18 protein-coding genes are annotated in these 19,693 nt (G+C 68.8%); 15 read left to right on the top strand and 3 right to left on the bottom strand.

Annotated elements, in window-relative coordinates; translation table 11 throughout:
* Window positions 1-136: 136 nt before the first annotated feature.
* Both FHW79_RS02485 and FHW79_RS02480 read left to right on the top strand, forming a co-directional pair.
* Window positions 137-1,021: an ABC transporter permease gene (locus FHW79_RS02485; protein ID WP_145675894.1), complete on the top strand. Its 885-nt coding sequence runs from the start codon at window positions 137-139 to the stop codon at window positions 1,019-1,021.
* Entirely contained in the window at window positions 1,018-1,827 is an 810-nt protein-coding gene (locus FHW79_RS02480) for an ABC transporter permease (protein ID WP_035670025.1), read from the top strand. The genes FHW79_RS02485 and FHW79_RS02480 overlap by 4 nt, the downstream gene beginning before the upstream one ends.
* A 12-nt stretch (window positions 1,828-1,839) precedes the next feature.
* Here the strand turns inward: FHW79_RS02480 and FHW79_RS02475 are convergent, their stop codons facing one another.
* Window positions 1,840-2,082, bottom strand: a complete 243-nt coding sequence (locus FHW79_RS02475) for a hypothetical protein (RefSeq protein WP_035670021.1) — start codon at window positions 2,080-2,082, stop codon at window positions 1,840-1,842.
* A 163-nt stretch (window positions 2,083-2,245) separates the two neighbouring features.
* Between FHW79_RS02475 and FHW79_RS02470 the strand changes: the two genes are divergently transcribed.
* The 3 genes from FHW79_RS02470 (at window position 2,246) to FHW79_RS02460 (ending at window position 5,407) form a co-directional block, all read left to right on the top strand.
* On the top strand, window positions 2,246-2,662 hold the full coding sequence (locus FHW79_RS02470) for a thioesterase family protein (protein ID WP_183177490.1): 417 nt from the start codon (window positions 2,246-2,248) through the stop codon (window positions 2,660-2,662).
* 7 nt (window positions 2,663-2,669) lie between these two features.
* Complete coding sequence (locus FHW79_RS02465) at window positions 2,670-4,073, top strand: multicopper oxidase family protein (protein ID WP_183177489.1); 1,404 nt, start codon at window positions 2,670-2,672, stop codon at window positions 4,071-4,073.
* An 83-nt stretch (window positions 4,074-4,156) separates the two neighbouring features.
* The gene (locus FHW79_RS02460) at window positions 4,157-5,407 is read left to right on the top strand and encodes a class I SAM-dependent RNA methyltransferase (RefSeq protein ID WP_348984025.1); all 1,251 of its coding nucleotides are present in this window, start codon (window positions 4,157-4,159) and stop codon (window positions 5,405-5,407) included.
* A gap of 69 nt (window positions 5,408-5,476) precedes the next feature.
* On the opposite strand, the gene FHW79_RS02455 is transcribed toward FHW79_RS02460, so the two are convergent.
* Window positions 5,477-6,685, bottom strand: a complete 1,209-nt coding sequence (locus FHW79_RS02455; RefSeq protein ID WP_183177487.1) for a class I SAM-dependent rRNA methyltransferase — start codon at window positions 6,683-6,685, stop codon at window positions 5,477-5,479.
* A gap of 117 nt (window positions 6,686-6,802) precedes the next feature.
* The gene (locus FHW79_RS02450; protein WP_094301479.1) at window positions 6,803-7,333 is read right to left on the bottom strand and encodes a hypothetical protein; all 531 of its coding nucleotides are present in this window, start codon (window positions 7,331-7,333) and stop codon (window positions 6,803-6,805) included.
* 246 nt (window positions 7,334-7,579) lie between these two features.
* On the opposite strand from FHW79_RS02450, the gene ccoN reads away from it, so the two are divergent.
* The 10 genes from ccoN (at window position 7,580) to FHW79_RS02405 (ending at window position 19,462) form a co-directional block, all read left to right on the top strand.
* Window positions 7,580-9,076, top strand: a complete 1,497-nt coding sequence (gene ccoN, locus FHW79_RS02445; RefSeq protein WP_094301480.1) for a cytochrome-c oxidase, cbb3-type subunit I — start codon at window positions 7,580-7,582, stop codon at window positions 9,074-9,076.
* A gap of 19 nt (window positions 9,077-9,095) precedes the next feature.
* Complete coding sequence (ccoO, locus tag FHW79_RS02440) at window positions 9,096-9,836, top strand: cytochrome-c oxidase, cbb3-type subunit II (protein ID WP_183177486.1); 741 nt, start codon at window positions 9,096-9,098, stop codon at window positions 9,834-9,836.
* Between the two features lie 13 nt (window positions 9,837-9,849).
* The gene (locus FHW79_RS02435) at window positions 9,850-10,011 is read left to right on the top strand and encodes a cbb3-type cytochrome c oxidase subunit 3 (RefSeq protein ID WP_014238792.1); all 162 of its coding nucleotides are present in this window, start codon (window positions 9,850-9,852) and stop codon (window positions 10,009-10,011) included.
* A gap of 3 nt (window positions 10,012-10,014) precedes the next feature.
* Complete coding sequence (gene ccoP, locus FHW79_RS02430) at window positions 10,015-10,902, top strand: cytochrome-c oxidase, cbb3-type subunit III (protein WP_183177485.1); 888 nt, start codon at window positions 10,015-10,017, stop codon at window positions 10,900-10,902.
* 304 nt (window positions 10,903-11,206) lie between these two features.
* Window positions 11,207-12,760: a cytochrome c oxidase accessory protein CcoG gene (gene ccoG, locus FHW79_RS02425; protein WP_183177484.1), complete on the top strand. Its 1,554-nt coding sequence runs from the start codon at window positions 11,207-11,209 to the stop codon at window positions 12,758-12,760.
* Between the two features lie 46 nt (window positions 12,761-12,806).
* Window positions 12,807-13,331, top strand: a complete 525-nt coding sequence (locus FHW79_RS02420; RefSeq protein WP_183177483.1) for a FixH family protein — start codon at window positions 12,807-12,809, stop codon at window positions 13,329-13,331.
* 63 nt (window positions 13,332-13,394) lie between these two features.
* A complete protein-coding gene (locus FHW79_RS02415) occupies window positions 13,395-15,863 on the top strand; it encodes a heavy metal translocating P-type ATPase metal-binding domain-containing protein (RefSeq protein WP_183177482.1) in 2,469 nt (822 codons plus the stop codon).
* Window positions 15,817-15,957 carry a cbb3-type cytochrome oxidase assembly protein CcoS gene (gene ccoS / locus FHW79_RS32480; RefSeq protein WP_237904913.1) on the top strand — a complete coding sequence of 47 codons (141 nt, stop codon included), beginning with the start codon at window positions 15,817-15,819 and terminating at the stop codon, window positions 15,955-15,957. Before FHW79_RS02415 ends, ccoS begins: the two co-directional genes overlap by 47 nt.
* 180 nt (window positions 15,958-16,137) lie before the next feature.
* Entirely contained in the window at window positions 16,138-16,800 is a 663-nt protein-coding gene (locus tag FHW79_RS02410; protein ID WP_236778152.1) for a Crp/Fnr family transcriptional regulator, read from the top strand.
* Between the two features lie 391 nt (window positions 16,801-17,191).
* A complete protein-coding gene (locus FHW79_RS02405) occupies window positions 17,192-19,462 on the top strand; it encodes an NADP-dependent malic enzyme (protein WP_183177481.1) in 2,271 nt (756 codons plus the stop codon).
* Window positions 19,463-19,693 lie beyond the last annotated feature (231 nt).

Here is a 19,693-nt window from a genome sequence, read left to right as displayed (position 1 = left end):
CCAAGCCTCGAAAAAAGGCAATAAAGTTGTGGTTATTGGACGGGGCATGGCCTCGCTTGCGCTCCGGCCCGGGGACGTGAGAGGCTTTCGATCCTAGAATTTCGGCTCTGAATCTCGGCGGGTGGGGGGAGTGGTCATGGGCGGCGTGCTGCGCCGGTACGGTCCGGTTCTGACCGCGGCGATCCTGCTGGCGGTGGCCGTGTGGCTGCTGCTGCTCGTCGTGCTGCCGCAATTGCTGATGGTGGATTTCTCCTTCCGCCCCTCGCTGCCGCCCAGCAAGGCCGGCGGGCCGGAGGACGTCTACACGCTGCGCAACTACGCGACGCTGTGGACCAACCAGATCCATCTGGCGATCTTCCTGAAGACGATCTGGGCGAGCAGCCTCGTCACCGCCGTCACCCTGGCCGTCTGCTACCCGGTGGCCTTCTACATGGCTCAGGTGGCGCCGCGGCGGCGCCTGCCCCTGCTCGTGCTGATGCTCGTCGTGCCCTTCTGGATCAACGAGCTGCTGCGCACCTTCGCCTGGTACATCATCCTGGCCTTCAACGGGCCGCTGAACGCGCTCCTGGTCGGGCTCGGCCTTTTTTCGGAGCCGCAGCGCCTGCTCGGCGGGGATGCCGGGGTGATCATCGGGATGGTCTACGTCTACATCCTCTTCATGGTGTTCCCGATCATGAACGCCATGGAGTCGCTGGACCGCAACCAGATCGAGGCGGCGCGCGACCTGGGGGCGGGGTGGCTGCGCATCCATCGCCGCATCGTCATCCCCCACGCCAAGCCGGGCATCGCGGTCGGCTGCATCATGACCTTCATGCTGGCGGCGGGCAGCTACGCCGTGCCGGCCCTGCTGGGCGGGCCGCAGAGCCGCTGGTTCACCGAGGTCATCTACAACTGGTTCTTCGAGGGCGGGAACTGGAACCAGGGGGCGGCCTACGCCTTCATCCTGCTGATCCTGTGCGTCGCCTTCATCCTGCTGATGATGCGGCTGTTCCGCGTCGGCCTCACGGACATCGCCAAATGACCGCCGCAAGCTTCCGCCGCTGGGTCACGGGGGCCTATCTGGTCCTGTTCTTCGGCTATCTGTTCCTGCCGCTGGGAATCATGGCGGCGGCGACCTTCAACAGCAGCCGCTTCCCGACCGTCACCCCCTGGATGGGCTTCACGCTGCAATGGTTCGGCGCCCTGTGGGCCGACCAGCGCATGTGGCAGGCGCTGGGCACCAGCCTGCTGGTCGGGGCAGGGGTGATCGCCGTGGCGGTGCCGCTGGGGTTGGCGGCGGCGCTCCTGCTCGACCGGCTGCACAGCCGGGCGCGGACCTTCCTCTACGCCGTGATGGTGTCGCCGCTGCTGACGCCGGGGGTGATCGTCGGCATCTCCACGCTGGTCTTCTGGCGGGAGTGGTTCGGGGTGACCGGCGGCCTGTTCCTGACCATCCTGGCGCAGTCCAGCTTCATCGCGGCCTACGCGATGCTGCTGTTCCTGGCGCGGCTGCAACGGTTCGACCAGACGCTGGAGGAGGCGGCGCTGGATCTGGGCGCCACCCACGGGCAGGTGTTCCGGCGGATCACGCTGCCGTATCTGACGCCGGCCATCCTGTCGGCGTCCTTCCTGGCCTTCCTGCAGAGCTTCGAGAACTACAACACGACGCTGTTCGTCCGTGGCCTGGACACCACGCTGACGGTCTACATCGCCTCGAAGGTGCGGACGGGCCTGACGCCCGCGGTCAACGCGCTGTCGCTGATCCTGATCGCGCTGACCATCCTGGGCGCCGTCGTCTACGAAATCCTGCGCCGGCGCGAAGCGCGCCGGCAGCCGGACCCCGCGTGACGGCGGCAGACCTTATTCTTCGCTTTCGTCCGCATCCGCTTCGATCTGGGCGGCCAGATCGCGCAGCATGTCGATGACGTCCTCGTGGCTGGTCTCGTCCACGGCGGTGTTCACGGCGGCCTCGATCATGGCGACGGCGATGTAGGGGCCGAGGACCCCGCCTTCCTTGATCGCCGCCTCGAGATGCTTCTCGGCGACCGACAGGGCCTTCTCGAAGAGGGCCTCGGCCGTCTGGTTGGTGCTGTCCTTGCTCATCTTGCGGTCCGTTGCGGGTGTTATGGTGCGACTCCTATAACACCGGCCCGCCCGGGTTGGCGCGGCAAATCGGGACGGTGCGGGGAATGACCGTCATGCCCGGGCTTGCCCCGGCCCGTCGCACCGGCCACATTCGGCCGGAACCACCATCCGACAGGCGACCATGACCGATCCGACCCGCCCTGATCTCTACCGTTTCTGGACCGGGGAGCATGTGCGCTTCGCCGACCTCGACGCGCTCGGCCACGTCAACAACAACGCGATCGGCGTTTATTTCGAACAGATTCGCGTGCTGCTGGTCCATGATTGCGGCGGTTTCCGCGACGAGTCCCCCTGGACCGTGGTGCTGGCGCGCAGCGTCATCGACTACAAGGCGGAGCTGCGGTTCCCGGCGGACATCCGCGTCGGCGCGCGGGTGGCCAAGGTCGGCAACACCTCCGTCGTGCTGGGGGCGGCGATCTTCGAGGGCGACCGCTGCATCGCCGTGCAGGAGGCCGTCTGCGTCATCGTCGACAAGGACAGCCACCGCCCGACCCCGGTGCCGGCCGACCTGCGCGACGCCCTGGCCCGCTACGTGTGAGGACGCCGTGCCGCCCTTTCCCCCGCTGACCCGCCGTGCCCTGCTGACCGGCTCCGCCCTGCTGGCCGGGGCCGGCCTGCTGCCGCGCGCGGCCCGCGCGGCGGTGGGGGAGGGGACGGCGGTCCGCCTGTCGGCCGGTCCGGCCCGCGCCACTCTGGCGGGGGCGGGCTTTCCCGACACGGCGGTCTGGGCCTATGACGGGCGGATTCCCGGGCCGGAGCTGCGCTTCCGCCAGGGCGACACCGCGCGCATCGCCTTCGCCAACGGCCTGCCGGAGCCGACGACCATCCACTGGCACGGCCTGCGCGTTCCCAACGCCATGGACGGGGTGCCCGGTCCGTCGCTGCCGCCGGTGCCGGCGGGTGGGCGGTTCGACTATGAATTCCCGCTGAAGGACGCCGGCACCTTCTGGTACCACCCGCACGTCAACAGCGGCGTGCAGGTGGCCCACGGCCTGACCGGCGCCTTCATCGTGGAGGAGCGCGAGCCGATCCGCGTCGACCGCGACCTGCTCTGGCTGCTCGGCGACTGGCGTCTGACAAAGGAGGCAGAGCTGGCCGGCGGTTTCGGCCATCCCATGGACGCCACCCACGCCGGGCGCCTCGGCAACACCGTCACCATCAACGGCGCGGTGCGGGACAGCGTGCCGGTCCGCGCCGGGGAGCGCGTCCGCCTGCGCCTGATCAACGCGGCGAACGCCCGCGTCTTCGCGCTCGACTTCCAGGGGCACGCGCCGCGGGTGATTGCGCTCGACGGTCAGCCGGTGACTCCGCACGCCCCGCCGGACGGCAAGGTCGTGCTGGCGCCCGGCCAGCGCGCCGACCTCGTGATCGACATGGAAGGCAGGCCGGGCGAGGGGTTCGACGTGGTCGACGGCTTCTATCCGCGCATGGCCTACCGGCTGACCCGGCTGACCTACAGCGGCGAGGCGCCCTTGCGCGACTCGCCGCTGGACTCCCCGATCGCGCTGGCCGCCAACCCGCTGCCCGAGCCCGACCTTGCCGGCCCCGTCCGCCAGGACGTGGTGCTGGACGGCGGGATGCACGGCGCCATGCCGAAGAGCGCCGGACCGCGCGGCCCCTTCTGGGCGCTGAACGGCGTGGCCTCTATGGGGCATCATCACCTGGAACCGCTCATCACGGTCAAACGCGGTCAAACGCAGGTGACGGCCTTCGTCAACGAGACCGGCTGGTGGCACCCCATGCACCTGCACGGTTTTCCCTTCCGCGTCCTCTCGCGCAACGGCCGGCCGGCCGAGCACCGCGAGTGGCGCGACACCGTCCTGCTCGGCCCCCGTGAAACGGCCGAGATCGCCTTCGTGGCCGAAGAGGCCGGCGACTGGATGCTCCACTGCCATGTTCTGGAGCATCAGGAGACCGGCATGATGGCCGTCCTGAGAGTGACCGCGTGAAACGACCCGCCCCCAAACACCGCCCGTCCCCCCGCAACGGCGAACCCCGAACCGCCCCCCGTGTTGCCCCCCGTGTCGCCGAAGTGATTGTCACCGAGGTCGGCGCGCGCGGCGACGGCATCGCCAGCTTTGAGGATGCCAAGCTCTTCGTGCCGCTGACCGTTCCCGGCGACCGGGTGCGGGTGGCCGTGAAGGAGGCCGCCAACGCCAAGGGAGACGGCCTGCGCGCCGACCTGCTGGACATCCTGGAGCCCGGCCCCGGCCGCGCGGCACCGCCCTGTTCCCATTTCGGAACCTGCGGCGGCTGCACGCTCCAGCATATGGAGGACGCCGCCTACGCCGCCTGGAAGGTCGGGCTGGTGCAGGGCGCGCTGGCCCGCGTCGGGCTGGGCGACACGCCTCTGGAGCCGCTGTCGCAGACGCCGCCGGCCGCCCGCCGCCGCGCCCGCTTCGCCGCGCTGAAGCGGGGACGCCGCGTCTGGCTCGGCTTCAACGAACGGATGAGCCACCGGCTGACCGATCTGACGGAGTGTCCGGTGCTGCGGCCCGGCCTGTTCGCGCTGGTGGAGCCGCTGCGCGGGCTGCTGCTGTCGGTTCTGCCGGACGGCGGCGGCTGCGACGTGATCGCCACCGACCTGGAGGGCGGGATCGACCTCGTGCTGGTCGGTCCGCGCAGCCTGGACCGCGCGGCGCGGGAGCGGCTGGTGGCCTTCGGCGAGGCGGAGGGTGTGGCCCGCATCTCCTGGCAGGCGGACGAGCGTGGCACATCGGAGCCCATCGCCCACCGCCGCCCGGTGGCGGTGTCCTTCGCCGGCCTGCCGGTGACCCCGCCGCCCGGCGCCTTCCTCCAGGCGAGCGCCGAGGGGGAGGCCGCCCTGGTCGCCGCCGTCCTCGCCAACATCGGGGAGCCGAAGCGGGTGGCCGACCTGTTCGCCGGGCTGGGCACCTTCGCGGTTCCGCTGGCCCAGCGGGCGGCGGTGCATGCGGTGGAGGGGGACGCCCCGGCGCTGGCCGCGCTGAACAAGGCGGTGGGGGCGCTGCGCCTGACCACGGAGCGGCGCGACCTGTTCGAGAACCCGCTGACGGCGAAGGAGTTGGCCCGGTTCGACGCCGTGGTCTTCGATCCGCCGCGCGCCGGGGCCGCCGCCCAGGCGCAGGCGCTGGCCGGGTCGAAGGTGCCGCGCGTGGTGGCGGTGTCTTGCAACCCCGCGACCTTCGCCCGCGACGCCCGGACGCTGGTGGACGGCGGGTATGTGTTGAGCCGCGTTTACCCCGTGGACCAATTCCTGTGGTCCGCCCACGTCGAGGTCGTCGGGGTGTTCAGCCGCCCGTAGGGTCCGCGAAGGGGAACCACGAGGGCGCGACGATCATCGACATCGTCGCGCCCTCGCGGCGGCTGGCCCTCAGTCCAACTGCATCACGATGGCCTTGAGATAGGCCGACTCCGGCAGATGCGGGTGCACCGGATGGTCCGGCCCGGCCCCGGCGCTGCGCAGGATGCGCCCGGTCCGCCCGGCGTCGTGCAGGCCGCGCGCGACCTGCTCGGCGAAGGTCGGCGGGTCGACGTTGTGGCTGCACGACGCGCAGAGCAGGAAGCCGCCCGGCGCCGTGATCTTCGCCGCCAGACGGGTCATCTTGCGGTAGGCGCGGCAGCCGACGGCGAGGTCCTTCTTGGACTTCACGAAGGCCGGCGGGTCGGCGATGACGACCTCGAACATTTCGCCCTCGGCGTTCAGCCGCTCCAGCTCGTTGAAGGCGTCGGCGCGGCGCGCCTCGAAGCGGTCGGCCACCCCGTTGGCCTCCGCCGCGCGGGTGGCGTTGTCCAGCGCCCCCTGCGAGCGGTCGACCGACACCACCGACGACGCGCCCTCGACGGCGCAGAGCACGCCGAAGCCGCCGTTGTAGCTGAAGAAGTCGATGGCCCGCTTGCCCTTCGCCAGTTTGGCGATGAAGGCGCGGTTGTCGCGCTGGTCGTAGAACCAGCCGGTCTTCTGCCCGCCCAGCGGGTCGGCGAAGAAGGTGGCGCCGTTCTCCTCCAGCCGGATCGGGCCGTCGATCTCGCCCTTCACCAGCCGGCTTTCCTCCGGCAGCCCCTCCAGCGCGCGCTGGGTGCTGTCGTTGCGCAGGATGACCGCGCGCGGCGCCAGCACCTCGTCGATGGCGGCCAGGATGGCGTCGATGCGCTGGTCCATGAAGACGCTGTTGGCCTGCACCGTCACCACGTCGCCGTAGCGGTCGACGATCAACCCGGGCAGCCCGTCGGCCTCCGCGTGCACGACGCGGTAGTAGGGCCGGTCGAACAGCGCCTCGCGCATCGCCACCGCGCGCCTCAGCCGCCCGGCGAGGAAGGCGTGGTCGACCACCGTCGCCGGGTCGCCGGAGAGCATCCGCGCGGCGATCAGGGTGTGCGGGTTGAAGGTGGCGATGCCCAGCGGCTTTCCGCCGGGGTCCAGCAGGCGCACCGGGCTGCCCGCCGGGATGGCCTTGGCCGCCGTGTCCATCTGGACTTCGTTGGAATAGACCCAGGGGTGGCCGTGCAGGACGCGCCGCTGGCGGCCGGCCTGCAGATGGATCGCCCGGTATTTGACGGGGGTGGTGGGGGTGTCGGTCATGATGGCCGCATCCTAGCCGCTCGCGTGCGCCGAGCAAACGGTCACGTCGCCGGAGTCGTGGGAAACGGAGGGTGGAGTCGCGGGATGGGGCGGGGTGCCGGCCCGTTCCGGCGCGGCTTACGGGATGCCGAGCGGGCTTTCCGCCTGCGACCGATGCGCGCGGTTGTCGTTGGCGCCGTCCATCGCCTTGCACAGCCGCAAGGTTTCGGTGCGGTGCCCGTCCTGGTGAAAGCAGGTCAGCAAAGACCCGCGCGACCCGGCCGCCCCGGCCAGCAATTCCGGCAGGGACGTGTGGATCGCCGTGCATCCGTGGCTGCGCGCCAGACGATCCATGGAGCGCAGCAAAGTCTCCGCCGGGCCCGTCATGTCGAACAGGTCGAGCACGACGAAATTCTCCACGGCCAGAATTCGGCCGTGGCGAAGATGCTCCGCAATAGCGTATGAGAAAAGTCCATGGAGGTACCCCCGTGCGTTCTGCACGGTCATGATGCCCGACGGCGTCGCGGGGGTATCAACCGGCCCGATAAGTGCTGCGGCAAATGCGCGCCATTGCTCCACCGGCAAGTCCGGGAAGATGGCCCGCACCAGCGGATAGGCCTGGTCGATCTGACGCTGACCGAGAGGTTTCGCGATGAAGCTTTCGTCCATGCCCGTCCGACCGCGTGAAGGACGGTGAACGATGGCAGGCACCGGTAAGACCGGTCGTTGACGTAGATCAATGTTGCAAGGTCCACCCCTACACATATTGGGATTATTGGAGGCAGGCGCAACCGGCGTCCGCATAAGAAGTGCATCGTATGTGAACCTGCCCCCCTCCTTAACAGTACGTACCCAGCGGTGGTGCAACCTCAGAGGGAGCGGCCCGAGCCGCCCGGGGCAAACGGGAGAGATTGAATGACATCAGCGACTCTGACGCCAGGGGCCGCCCTGGGCAGCCAGCGGGTGTCGGAAAATGTGCGTTACTACGAAGACGCCGTCCGACTCTTCGTCATCGCTGCAGTGTTCTGGGGCGTCGTCGGCTTCCTCGCCGGCGTCTTCATCGCGCTGCAGCTCGCTTTTCCGGCGCTGAATCTCGGCCTTGAGTGGACGAGCTTCGGGCGCCTGCGGCCGGTTCACACCTCGGCCGTGATTTTCGCGTTCGGCGGCAACGTCCTGTTCGCCACCTCGCTCTACTCCGTGCAGCGCACCAGCCGCCAGTTCCTGTTCGGCGGCGAGGGCCTCGCGAAGTTCGTCTTCTGGAACTACAACATCTTCATCGTCCTGGCGGCGCTCAGCTACGTGCTCGGCTACACCCAGGGCAAGGAGTATGCGGAGCCGGAGTGGATCCTCGACCTCTACCTGACGGTCATCTGGGTCCTCTACGCCATCCAGTTCATCGGCACGGTGATGACCCGCAAGGAGTCGCACATCTACGTCGCCAACTGGTTCTTCATGGCGTTCATCCTGACCGTCGCGATCCTCCACATCGGCAACAACGTCAACGTCCCGGTGTCGCTGACCGGGATGAAGTCCTACCCGTTCGTCTCGGGCGTGCAGAGCGCCATGGTGCAGTGGTGGTACGGCCACAACGCGGTCGGCTTCTTCCTGACCGCCGGCTTCCTCGGCATCATGTACTACTTCGTTCCGAAGCGCGCGGAGCGGCCGGTCTATTCGTACCGCCTGTCGATCGTGCACTTCTGGACGCTGATCTTCCTCTACATCTGGGCCGGCCCGCACCACCTGCACTACACGGCCCTGCCGGACTGGGCGCAGACGCTGGGCATGACCTTCTCGGTCATGCTGTGGATGCCGTCCTGGGGCGGCATGATCAACGGCATCATGACCCTGTCGGGTGCCTGGGACAAGCTGCGCACCGACCCGGTCCTGCGCTTCCTCGTGACGTCGGTGGCCTTCTACGGCATGTCGACCTTCGAGGGCCCGCTGATGTCGGTGAAGCCGGTCAACGCCCTGTCGCACTACACCGACTGGACGATCGGCCACGTGCACTCCGGTGCGCTCGGCTGGGTGGCCTTCATCTCCTTCGGCGCGATCTACTATCTGGTCCCGGTCCTGTGGAAGCGTTCGCAGCTCTACAGCCTGCGTCTGGTCAGCTACCACTTCTGGACCGCCACCATCGGCATCGTGCTCTACATCACCGCCATGTGGGTGTCGGGCATCATGCAGGGCCTGATGTGGCGCGCCTACGACAACCTCGGCTTCCTCCAGTACTCGTTCGTCGAGACGGTCGCGGCCATGCATCCCTTCTACGTGATCCGTGCTCTGGGCGGCGTCCTGTTCCTGGCTGGTGCCCTGATCATGGTCTACAACCTGTGGCGCACGGCCAAGGGTGACGTCCGCATCGAGAAGCCCTATGCCTCCGCCCCGCACAAGGCGGCGGTCGGTGCGGCCTGACGCCGGAGGAACTGAGAAAATGGCTGAGGAAAAAAAGGGCTTTAGTCACGACACGATCGAGCGGAACACGCTTCTGCTCATCGTCCTGATCCTGATCACCGTGTCGATCGGCGGCCTCGTCCAGATCGTCCCGCTGTTCACGATCGAGTCGACGATCGAGAAGGTGGACGGGGTCCGTCCCTATTCGCCGCTCGAACTGGCTGGCCAGAACATCTACTACCGCGAAGGCTGCTACAACTGCCACAGCCAGCAGATCCGTCCGTTCCGCGATGAGGTGGAGCGCTACGGTCACTACTCGCTGGCCGCGGAAAGCATGTACGACCATCCCTTCCAGTGGGGCTCCAAGCGCACCGGTCCGGACCTGGCCCGCGTGGGCGGCAAGTACTCCAACGACTGGCAGGTCGCCCATCTGGTCGATCCGCGCGCCGTGGTGCCGGAATCGATCATGCCGGGCTACGCCTGGATGAAGGACCGTCCGCTGAAGTACACCGACATCCAGGATCACATGAAGACCCTGCGCATCGTCGGCGTCCCCTACTCGGACGAGCAGATCGCCAGCGCCAAGGCCGACCTCGAAGCGCAGAAGAACCCGGACGCCGACACGGCCGGTCTGATGAAGCGCTACCCGAAGGCCGTCGTGGCGAACTTCACGGGCAACAAGGGCGTCACCGAAATGGACGCGCTGGTGGCCTACCTGCAGGTCCTGGGCACCATGGTGGACTTCACCAAGTACCAGTCGCCCAAGCAGCTCCAGCAGTAACCGGGAGGGATCCATGGACTTGGATTCGATCACTGTCGCCCTGCGGTCCTTCTGGACCGTCTGGCTGGCCCTGCTTTTCACCGGCATCGTGGTCTACGCCATGTGGCCAGGCAACCGGGGCAAGTTCGAAGACGCCTCCCGGATCCCGCTCAAGGAAGATGGTCAGGAGTTTTAGGCCATGGCACAGAAAGAAAAGGACGCCCTTTCCGGCGTCGAGACCACCGGCCACGAGTGGGACGGCCTGCGGGAGCTGAACAACCCCCTGCCCAAGTGGTGGCTGTACATCTTCTACGTCTGCATCGCGTGGTCCCTCGTCTACTACGTGCTCTACCCGGCCTGGCCGCTGGGCAAGAGCTACACGAAGGGCCTGCTCGGCTACTCGCAGCGCGAGGAACTGGTGCAGAAGGTCGCCGACGGCAAGAAGGCTCAGGAAAAGTACCTGACGGCCATCGCGGCGACCTCCGTCGAGGACATCCAGAAGAACAAGGACCTCCTTGCCTTCGCGATGGCCGGCGGCCGGTCGTACTTCAACGAGAACTGCGCGGCCTGCCACGGCGCCGGCGGCCAGGGCGCCAAGGGCTTCCCGACGCTCGCCGACGACGTGTGGCTGTGGGGCGGCACCACCGCCGACATCTACAAGACCATCCAGCACGGCATCCGTGCGGATGACGGCGACACCCGCGGGACCGTCGGCATCGGCATGACCGCCTTCGGCCGGGACGGCATCCTGAACCGCGAGCAGATCGGTCAGGTCGCCGAGTACGTCCTGTCGCTGAACAAGCGGTCGACCGACGCCGCCGCCGCGGAAAAGGGCAAGACCGTCTATGACGAGAACTGCGCCGCCTGCCACGGCGACAGCGCGCAGGGCTCAGTCGCGGTCGGCATGGACGTCGGCGCTCCGCCGCTCGTCACGGCCAACTGGCTGTATGGCGGCGACAAGGCCACGCTGGTGGAGACCATCACGAACGGCCGCGCCGGCGTGATGCCCGCCTGGTCGAAGCGTCTGGACGACGCGACGGTCAAGTCGCTGGCCGTCTACGTCCACAACCTGGGCGGCGGCAAGTAAGCCGTCCAACCAGGAAGGACCGGCCGGGGAGGGGGACGCCCCCCTGGCGGGTCCGCCGGACTTCGGTGCCGGGGAGGCGACTCCCCGGCATTTTCTTTGTCCGGGTTCTTTGTCCGGGCGGCCTGTGTCCGGCTCTTGACGGGCGCGCGGGGAGAGCGGACGCCCCCCGATCCGCCCCCAAATCCTTTGATCCAGCGCAATGCCCCTGTGACGTTGTGCCGCCATAGTCCCCTCGCCACCGCCGAACCATGTCGGCATGGCCAAGCCGCCCGCGCGGCGGACGCCGGAAGAAGAGGGCGAGGTCATGAGCACGACCACCGAACAGCAGCCGCCCCAAAGCGATCGATTGGGCGGCGATGCGCCGGAGCGCTTGGCCCCGGCCGCCGGGGACGCGCCCGCCGCCCCCCCGCCCAAGGCGCAGCGCCGCGCCGCGCGTTCCATGTACCAGAAGCACGCCAAGGTCTATCCCAAGGCGGTGCACGGCACCTTCCGCAGCCTCAAATGGGCGGCGCTGGGGGTTCTCCTGGCCATCTACTACGTGCTGCCCTGGGTCCGCTGGGACCGCGGGCCGAACGCGCCCGATCAGGCGGTGCTGCTCGACCTCGCCAACCGGCGCTTCTACCTGTTCTTCGTGGAACTGTGGCCGCAGCAGATCTATTACCTGACCGGCGCCCTGATCCTGGCGGCGCTGGGCCTCTTCCTGGCGACCTCGCTGGCCGGCCGCGTCTGGTGCGGCTACGCCTGCCCGCAGACGGTGTGGACCGACCTCTATGTCTGGGTCGAACGGCTGGTCGAGGGCGACCGCGGCGAGCGCATCCGTCTCGACCAGGGGCCCTGGACCGCCCGGAAGGCCGGGCGCAAAGTGGTAAAGAACCTGATCTGGCTGCTGATCGCCCTGGCGACCGGCGGGGCCTGGATCTTCTACTTCACCGACGCGCCGACCCTGCTCGGCGAGATGCTGCGCTTCGAGGTGTCCTCGACCGCGCTCGGCTTTATCGGCCTGTTCACCGCCACCACCTATCTGCTGGCCGGCTTCGCGCGGGAGCAGGTCTGCACCTACATGTGCCCGTGGCCGCGCTTCCAGTCGGCGATGATCGACGAGGACAGCCTGATCGTCACCTACCAGGACTGGCGCGGCGAGGGCCGCAGCCTGCTGCGCAAGTCGCAGAGCTGGGAGGAGCGCAAGGCCGAAGGTCTGGGCGACTGCATCGACTGCTTCAACTGCGTCCAGGTCTGCCCCGCCGGCATCGACATCCGCGACGGGCTGCAGATGCAGTGCATCGGCTGCGGCCTGTGCATTGACGCCTGCGACGAGATCATGACCAAGGTCGGGCGACCGACCGGCCTCATCACATTCGACACCCAGACCAGCCAAGTCGCCGTCGCCACCGGCGGGCAGCCGGTGCCCTTCCGTCTGCTGCGCCCACGCACGATCCTTTACACGCTGATGATGCTGGTCATCGCCGGCGGCATCGGCGTCGGGCTGCTGCTGAAGCCGGGGCTGGACATCAGCGTCCTGCGCGACCGCGCCCCGCTGTTCGTGGCCCTGTCCGACGGGTCGGTGCGCAACGCCTACACCTTCAAGATCTCCAACATGACCCGCGACCCGCGCGCCTACACGCTGGCGGTGTCCGGGGTGGCGGGGGCCAGCCTGTCGGTGGCCGGCGACGGCCAGGACGAGCAGGCCGGCACCCAGCGCCTGACCGCCGACCCGGACATGGTGGCGACCTACAGAATTTTCGTGACCGCGCCGCGCACCGGTTTGCAAGGCGCCTCCCAGCCCCTTACCTTCAGGCTTACCTCGGCCGATGGTGAGGTGGCGACCTATGACTCCGTCTTCATGGGGCCGGCCAACTGATCCCGACCGGCTCTTCGCGCTGCATTCACCAAAGGTCAAGACGACGATGACGCTGTCCACCGACGCCGGAACCCGCCGCACCCCGCCCCGCCGGACCGGCCGCCAGCCCGGCTGGTACATCCCCTGGATCTTCGTGGCCGGTTTCGCCGTCGTGATCGCGGTCAACGGTGTGATGCTGCACTTCGCCCTGTCGAGCTGGACCGGCGTCCAGACCGAGCAGCATTTCATGAAGGGGCTGAAGTACAACGAGGATCTGGCCGGCGCCCGCGCCCAGGCCGAGCGCGGCTGGAAGGTCACCACCGACTTCACCGGCACCGAGGCGCAGAAAGGCATCCTGGCGCTGACGCTGCACGACAAATACGGCAACCTGCTGAAGGACGCCGAGGTGAAGGTCGCCTTCATCCGCCCGACCAGCGAGGGCCACGACGTCCGCCTCGACCTGCCCTATCTGGGCGAGGGCCGCTTCGCCGCCCCGGTGTCGCTGCCGCTGCCCGGCCAGTGGGACCTGCGCGTGGAAATCCACCACGCCACGGGCGACTACCAGGACGAGCAGCGCCTCTTCGTCAAGTAAGCGTCCCCCAAGTAAGCGTCCATCGAACGGGCGCACGGCACACCAGCACACGGGTTTCGTGACATGACCGTCTGCCTCCACTGCGGGCAGGAGCATCCCGAGGGCACCGGCACCACCGCCTCCGACGGCGCCGGCCCCTTCTGCTGCACCGGCTGCGCGGCGGCCTACGACCTCGTCCGCGGGCTCGGGCTGGAACGCTATTACGAGCGGCGCTGCGTCGATCCCGCCGCCCGGCCCCTGCGCCCGGACGGCGAGGCGCCGCCGCTCGACTACGCCCCGCACGCCAAGCCGGGAACTGACGGCACCGCCTCGCTGCATCTGATGATCGACGGGCTGCAATGCGCGGCCTGCGTCTGGCTGATCGAGACGGCGCTGGCCCGCCAGCCGGGGGTGACCCACGCGCGGCTGAACATGACGACGCGCCGCCTGTCGGTGACGTGGCGCGCGGCCGAGACCGACGCCAACACGGTCGTCGACACCGTCGCCCGCATCGGCTACCGCGCGGTGCCCTTCGACCCGGAGCGGCTGGGCGATGCGCAGCTGAAGACGGAGAAGGAGCTTCTGCGTTCGCTGGCCGTCGCCGGCTTCGGCGCCAGCAACGTGATGCTGCTGTCGGTGTCGGTCTGGGCCGGGCACGCGACGGGCATGGGCTCCGCCACCCGCGACCTGATGCACTGGCTGTCGGCGCTGATCTGCATGCCGGCCATCGCCTACGCCCTGCGGCCCTTCGCGCGCTCGGCCTTCCAGGCGCTGCGGCGCGGGCGGACGAACATGGACGTGCCGATCACCATCGGCGTCCTGCTCGCCACCAGCATGAGCCTGTTCGAGACGATCAACAGCGGCCAGCACGCCTACTTCGACGGCGCGATGATGCTGCTGTTCTTCCTGCTGATCGGCCGCTACCTCGACCAGCGGGCGCGCGGCCGGGCGCGCTCGGCCGCGGAGCAGCTTCTCGGCCTGCACGCCACCTCGGTGACCGTGCTGAACGAGGACGGGCGCAGCGCCATCGTCCCGCCCGATCAGGTCAGCCCTGGCTCCACCATCCTGGTGGCGGTGGGCGAGCGGGTCGCGGTCGACGGCACGGTAACCGACGGCGTGTCCGACCTCGACACCGCCCTGATCACCGGCGAGACGGTGCCGGGCAGCGTGCACCCCGGCGACCGTGTGTTCGCCGGCATGCTCAACCTCACCGCCCCGCTGCGCGTGACCGTCACGGCGGTGGGGGAGGGCACGCTGCTGGCCGAGATCGTCCGGCTGATGGAGGTGGCGGAGCAGGGCCGCGCCAAATACGTCGCCATCGCCGACCGCGTGTCGCGCCATTACGCCCCGGTCGTCCATGTGGCGGCGCTGGGCACCTTCCTGGGCTGGCTGCTGCTCGGCGGGCTGCCCTGGCAGGATTCGCTGATGAACGCCGTCGCCGTGCTGATCATCACCTGCCCCTGCGCGCTGGCGCTGGCCGTGCCGGTGGTGCAGGTGATCGCCAGCGGGCGGCTGATGCGGCAGGGCATCCTGCTGAAGACCGCCACCGCTTTGGAGCGGCTGGCCGTCATCGACACGGTGGTCTTCGACAAGACCGGCACGCTGACCGAGGGGCGCCCGGTCCCGCAGCTCGATGGCGTGGCCGAGGACGACCTGCGCCTCGCCGCCGCGCTCGCCGGGGCCAGCCGCCACCCGCTGGCCCGCGCCCTGACCCGCGCGCTGCCCAACGTTCCCGTCGCCACCGGCGTGCGCGAGGTGCCCGGCGCCGGCCTCGCCCTGGATGGTCTTGAGGGGGAAATCCGGCTGGGCAGCCGCGCCTTCACCGGCGCGCCGGACACGGCCGAGGACGCCGCCGGGCCGGAGCTGTGGCTGGCCCGCCCCGGTGCCGCCCCGGTGCGCATCACCTTCCTCGACGCGCCGCGCGCCGACGCCGCGGCGGTGGTGCGCGGGCTGAAGGCGCGGGGCCTCGACGTCCGGCTGCTCTCCGGCGACCGCTGTGGGGCGGTGGCCGCCGTGGCCGCGCAACTCGGCATCGAGGACTGGCGCGCCGGCCAGACGCCCGCCGACAAGACCGCCGTTCTGGACGCGCTCGCCGCCGAGGGCCGCAAGGTGCTGATGGTCGGCGACGGGCTGAACGACGCCCCGGCGCTGGCCGCGGCCAGCGTGTCGATGTCGCCGTCCACCGCGGTGGACGTCAGCCAGACCGCCGCCGACGTGGTGTTCCAGGGCCGCCGCCTGCGTCCCATCCTGGAGGCGTTGGAGGTGTCCCGCCGCTCCGGACGGCTGGTGCGCCAGAATTTCGGCATCGCGCTGGTCTACAACCTGTTCGCGGTGCCCATCGCCATGGCGGGCATGCTGACGCCGCTGCTGGCGGCGCTGGCGATGTCCTCCTCCTCCCTGATCGTTATCGCCAACGCGCTCCGGCTCAGCCGCGGCGCGGTGACCAAGGACCTGACCGATGACCGAGCTTCTCTATCTGATCGCGATCGCGCTGAGCCTGGGGCTGATGGGCCTGGGGGCGTTCCTGTGGGCTCTCAAGTCCGGGCAGTTTGACGATCTCGACGGAGCGGCCCACCGCATCCTGTTCGACGACGAGCCGCCGCGCCCCAACGCCGAGCCGTCGAGCCCGCCGAAAGGGCGCTCATAAGGCGTGGCTATGGCAATTCGGCCACGGCCCTTGCGAGCACCGTTGCGAAACAGACTGAATATGACGATTATGGGAGCGTTGTACGGCTAAGGGTTGGGTCATGCCATGCCACCCTTTGACATGGGGCGCGCCCGCGAAAAGGGCGCGGCGAGTGAGATGAATCCCTGTGGGGCCTGTCCCGTGCGCAGTCTGACCGTCTGCGCCGCCCTGGACCCCGAGGAGCTGCGCCGTCTCGCCGACATCCTCCAGACGTCCCGCGTCGAAGCCGGACAGACCCTGTTCAGCGAGGGCGACGCGGCGGACGCGCTCTACAACGTCACCGCCGGCACCGTGAAGCTCTACAAGCTGCTGCCGGACGGGCGCCGCCAGATCACCGGCTTCCTCGTCACCGGCGACTTCCTGGGGCTGGCCGTCAACGACAGCTACGCCTACACCGCGGAAACGGTCACGGCGGCGACGCTCTGCCGCTTCCCGCGCAAGAAGATCGACGCGCTGATGGACGAGTTCCCGAAGATGCAGCGCCGTCTCTTTTCCATGGCCTCGAACGAGCTGGCGGCGGCGCAGGACCAGATGCTGCTGCTTGGCCGCAAGACGGCGAAGGAGAAGATCTGCTCCTTCCTGCTGATGCTGTCCCAGCGCGCCGCCCGGCGCGGGCACAAGGAAAACCCCGTCTACGTGCCGATGAGCCGGGCCGACATCGCCGATTACCTGGGACTGACCACCGAGACGGTCAGCCGCACCTTCACCCAGCTGAAGACCGCCGGAGCCATCTCGCTGCAGGAAGGCAACAAGGTCCTGATCAGCGACATGGACGCCATCTACGACATGGCCGAGGGCTGCTAAAGCGAACGTCCGTTCGCTTTAGCTTCATATCGCCTCACCAGCCGGCTCTCGGCGGATGCTGATGGCATCCGCCTGCCGCCAGCGGGAACGATGTTCCCGCGAGAGGCGGGCTTCGGCCGCATGTGCGGCCGGGATCGCCGTCGCGGTCCGAAGCGGATTGCAATCCGCTTGAAGCCTCCTTCCGGACACGGAATGATCGCTTCGATCATCGCTCGTGATCTGATATGTCGTATTCCAGGAAAAATTCGCATCTTTCGTGCGATCCCGCTCTGGCGGGACGCGCCCGCGCGGGCTAACATCCGCCGCCCGACCGGCCGGAACCGAAAACAACTACGACCGCCGGCCCAAAGAAGAACGGCTGCAACAGCCTACGCTCAGGAACCAAACCCCGATGACCGAACCCGATACGAAGCGCGTCACCGACGAAGAAGCCCTTCTGCTGCACTCCTCCGGGCGTCCGGGCAAGCTGGAGATCGCGCCCACCAAGCCGCTGACGACCCAGCGCGACCTGTCGCTGGCCTATTCGCCGGGCGTGGCCGTTCCCTGCCTGCGCATCGCCGAGGACCCCAGCACGGCCTACGACTACACGGCCAAGGGCAACATCGTCGCCGTCATCTCCAACGGCACGGCGGTGCTGGGGCTGGGCGACCTCGGCGCGCTTGCCTCCAAGCCGGTGATGGAAGGCAAGGCGGTGCTCTTCAAGCGCTTCGCCGACGTGGACGGCATCGACCTGGAGGTCGACACCAAGAACGTCGACGAGTTCGTCAACTGCGTCCGCTTCCTCGGGCCGAGCTTCGGCGGCATCAACCTCGAGGACATCAAGGCGCCGGACTGCTTCATCATCGAGGAGCGCCTGCGCGAGCTGCTGGACATTCCCGTCTTCCACGACGACCAGCACGGCACCGCCATCATCGCCGCCGCCGGCCTGATCAACGCCTGCGACATCACCGGGCGGAATCTCAAGGACGTGACGATGGTGGTCAACGGCGCCGGGGCGGCGGGCATCGCCTGCGCCGAGCTGTTCACGACCATGGGCGTGCCGCGCGAGAACATCATCCTGTGCGACACCAAGGGCGTGGTCTACCGCGGCCGCACCGACGGCATGAACCAATGGAAGTCGTCCTTCGCGGTTGAGACGGACAAGCGCACGCTCCAGGAGGCGGTCGCCGGCTCCGACGTCTTCGTCGGCCTGTCGGCCAAGGGCGCGATGACGCCGGAGATGGTCAAGTCGATGGCGGCCAAGCCGATCATCTTCGCGCTGGCCAACCCCGATCCGGAGATCACCCCGGAGGAGGTGAAGGCCGTCCGTTCCGACGCCATCGTGGCGACCGGCCGCTCCGACTACCCGAACCAGGTCAACAATGTCCTGGGCTTCCCCTACCTGTTCCGCGGCGCGCTGGACGTGCGGGCGACCACCATCAACGAGGCGATGAAGGTCGCCGCCGCCAAGGCGCTGGCCGCCCTGGCCCGCGAGGACGTGCCGGACGAGGTGGACGCCGCCTATGCGGGCCGCCGCCTGCGCTACGGGCCGGAATACATCATCCCGGTGCCCTTCGACCCGCGGCTGATCGTGACGGTCCCCGCCGCGGTGGCCCAGGCCGCCATGGAGACCGGCGTGGCGCGCAAGCCCATCGTCGATCTGGCGGGCTACCGGAACGCGCTGCGCACCCGGCTCAACCCCACGGCGGACAGCCTCCAGCTCATCCTGGAGAAGGTGAAGGCCAACCCGCGCCGCGTCGTCTTCGCCGAGGGCGAGGAGGAGCGGACGATCCGTGCGGCGCTCGCCTTCCGCGCCGCCGGCTTCGGCACGCCGGTGCTGATCGGGCGCGAGGCGGTGATCAAGGAGCAGCTGGCGGCGATGGGCCAGTCCGGCGTCGCGCTGGAGATCCACAACGCCCGCGTCTCCGACGCCAACCGCCGCTACAGCGACTATCTGTACCGCCGGATGCAGCGCCGGGGGGCCCTGCTGCGCGACTGCCAGCGCATGGTGAACCAGGACCGCAACGTCTTCGCCGCGCTGATGGTGGCGCAGGGCGACGCCCACGCCATGGTCACCGGCCTGACCCGCAGCTTCGGCGTCGCCTTCGAGGAGATCCGCCGGGTCATCGACGCCAAGGCGAACGAGCCGGTCTTCGGCCTGCACGTCTTCCTGACGCGCAACCGCACGGTGCTGATCGCCGACACCACGGTGCATGTCCGCCCCGACGGCCGGACGCTGGCCGACATCGCCGTCGGCGCCGCGGCCAAGGCGCGCCAGATGGGGCACGAGCCGCGGGTGGCGCTGCTGTCCTTCTCCAACTTCGGCCAGCACCCGCACCCGCACACCGACCCGCTGCGCGAGGCCATTTCCATCCTCGACAGCCGCCGCGTCGATTTCGAGTATGACGGGGAGATGTCGGCGGACGTGGCGCTGGACCACCAGTTGATGAAGCGGGTCTACCCCTTCTGCCGGCTGTCCGGCCCGGCCAACGTGCTGATCATGCCCGGCCTGCATTCGGCCAACATCACGGCGAAGCTGCTCAACAAGATGGCCGGCGGCCAGATGATCGGCCCGCTGCTGATCGGCTTGGACAAGCCGGCTCAGATCGTCACCATGGGCGCCTCGGTCAGCGATCTGGTCACCGCGGCGGCGCTGGCGGCCCACGACTCGCTGCCCTGGTAAGCGGACAGCGTGTTCGCGTTTGGCCTTCGTAGCCCTCTCCCCAGGGGGGAGAGGGGATTTCAAAGGCGATCACCCTGGGTAGGTGGACAGGCGGTTTCCTTTGGGCGCGTGGGCAGGGCATGTCCCCGGCCCGCGCGTTAATCTTTTGTGACGCCCGCTCACCGGCTTGCGGGATGGTGTAAAAGCGGAGTTCCGTCTCCAAGACCGTCCGCATGACGCACGAGAAGCGCC

Origin of the sequence: Azospirillum sp. OGB3, from assembly GCF_014192915.1 — a bacterium.
In the GTDB taxonomy this organism is placed as follows: Bacteria; Pseudomonadota; Alphaproteobacteria; order Azospirillales; family Azospirillaceae; genus Azospirillum.
The sequence above is the reverse complement of the archived record's forward strand: the minus strand, read 5'-3'. Positions and strand labels throughout refer to the sequence as shown.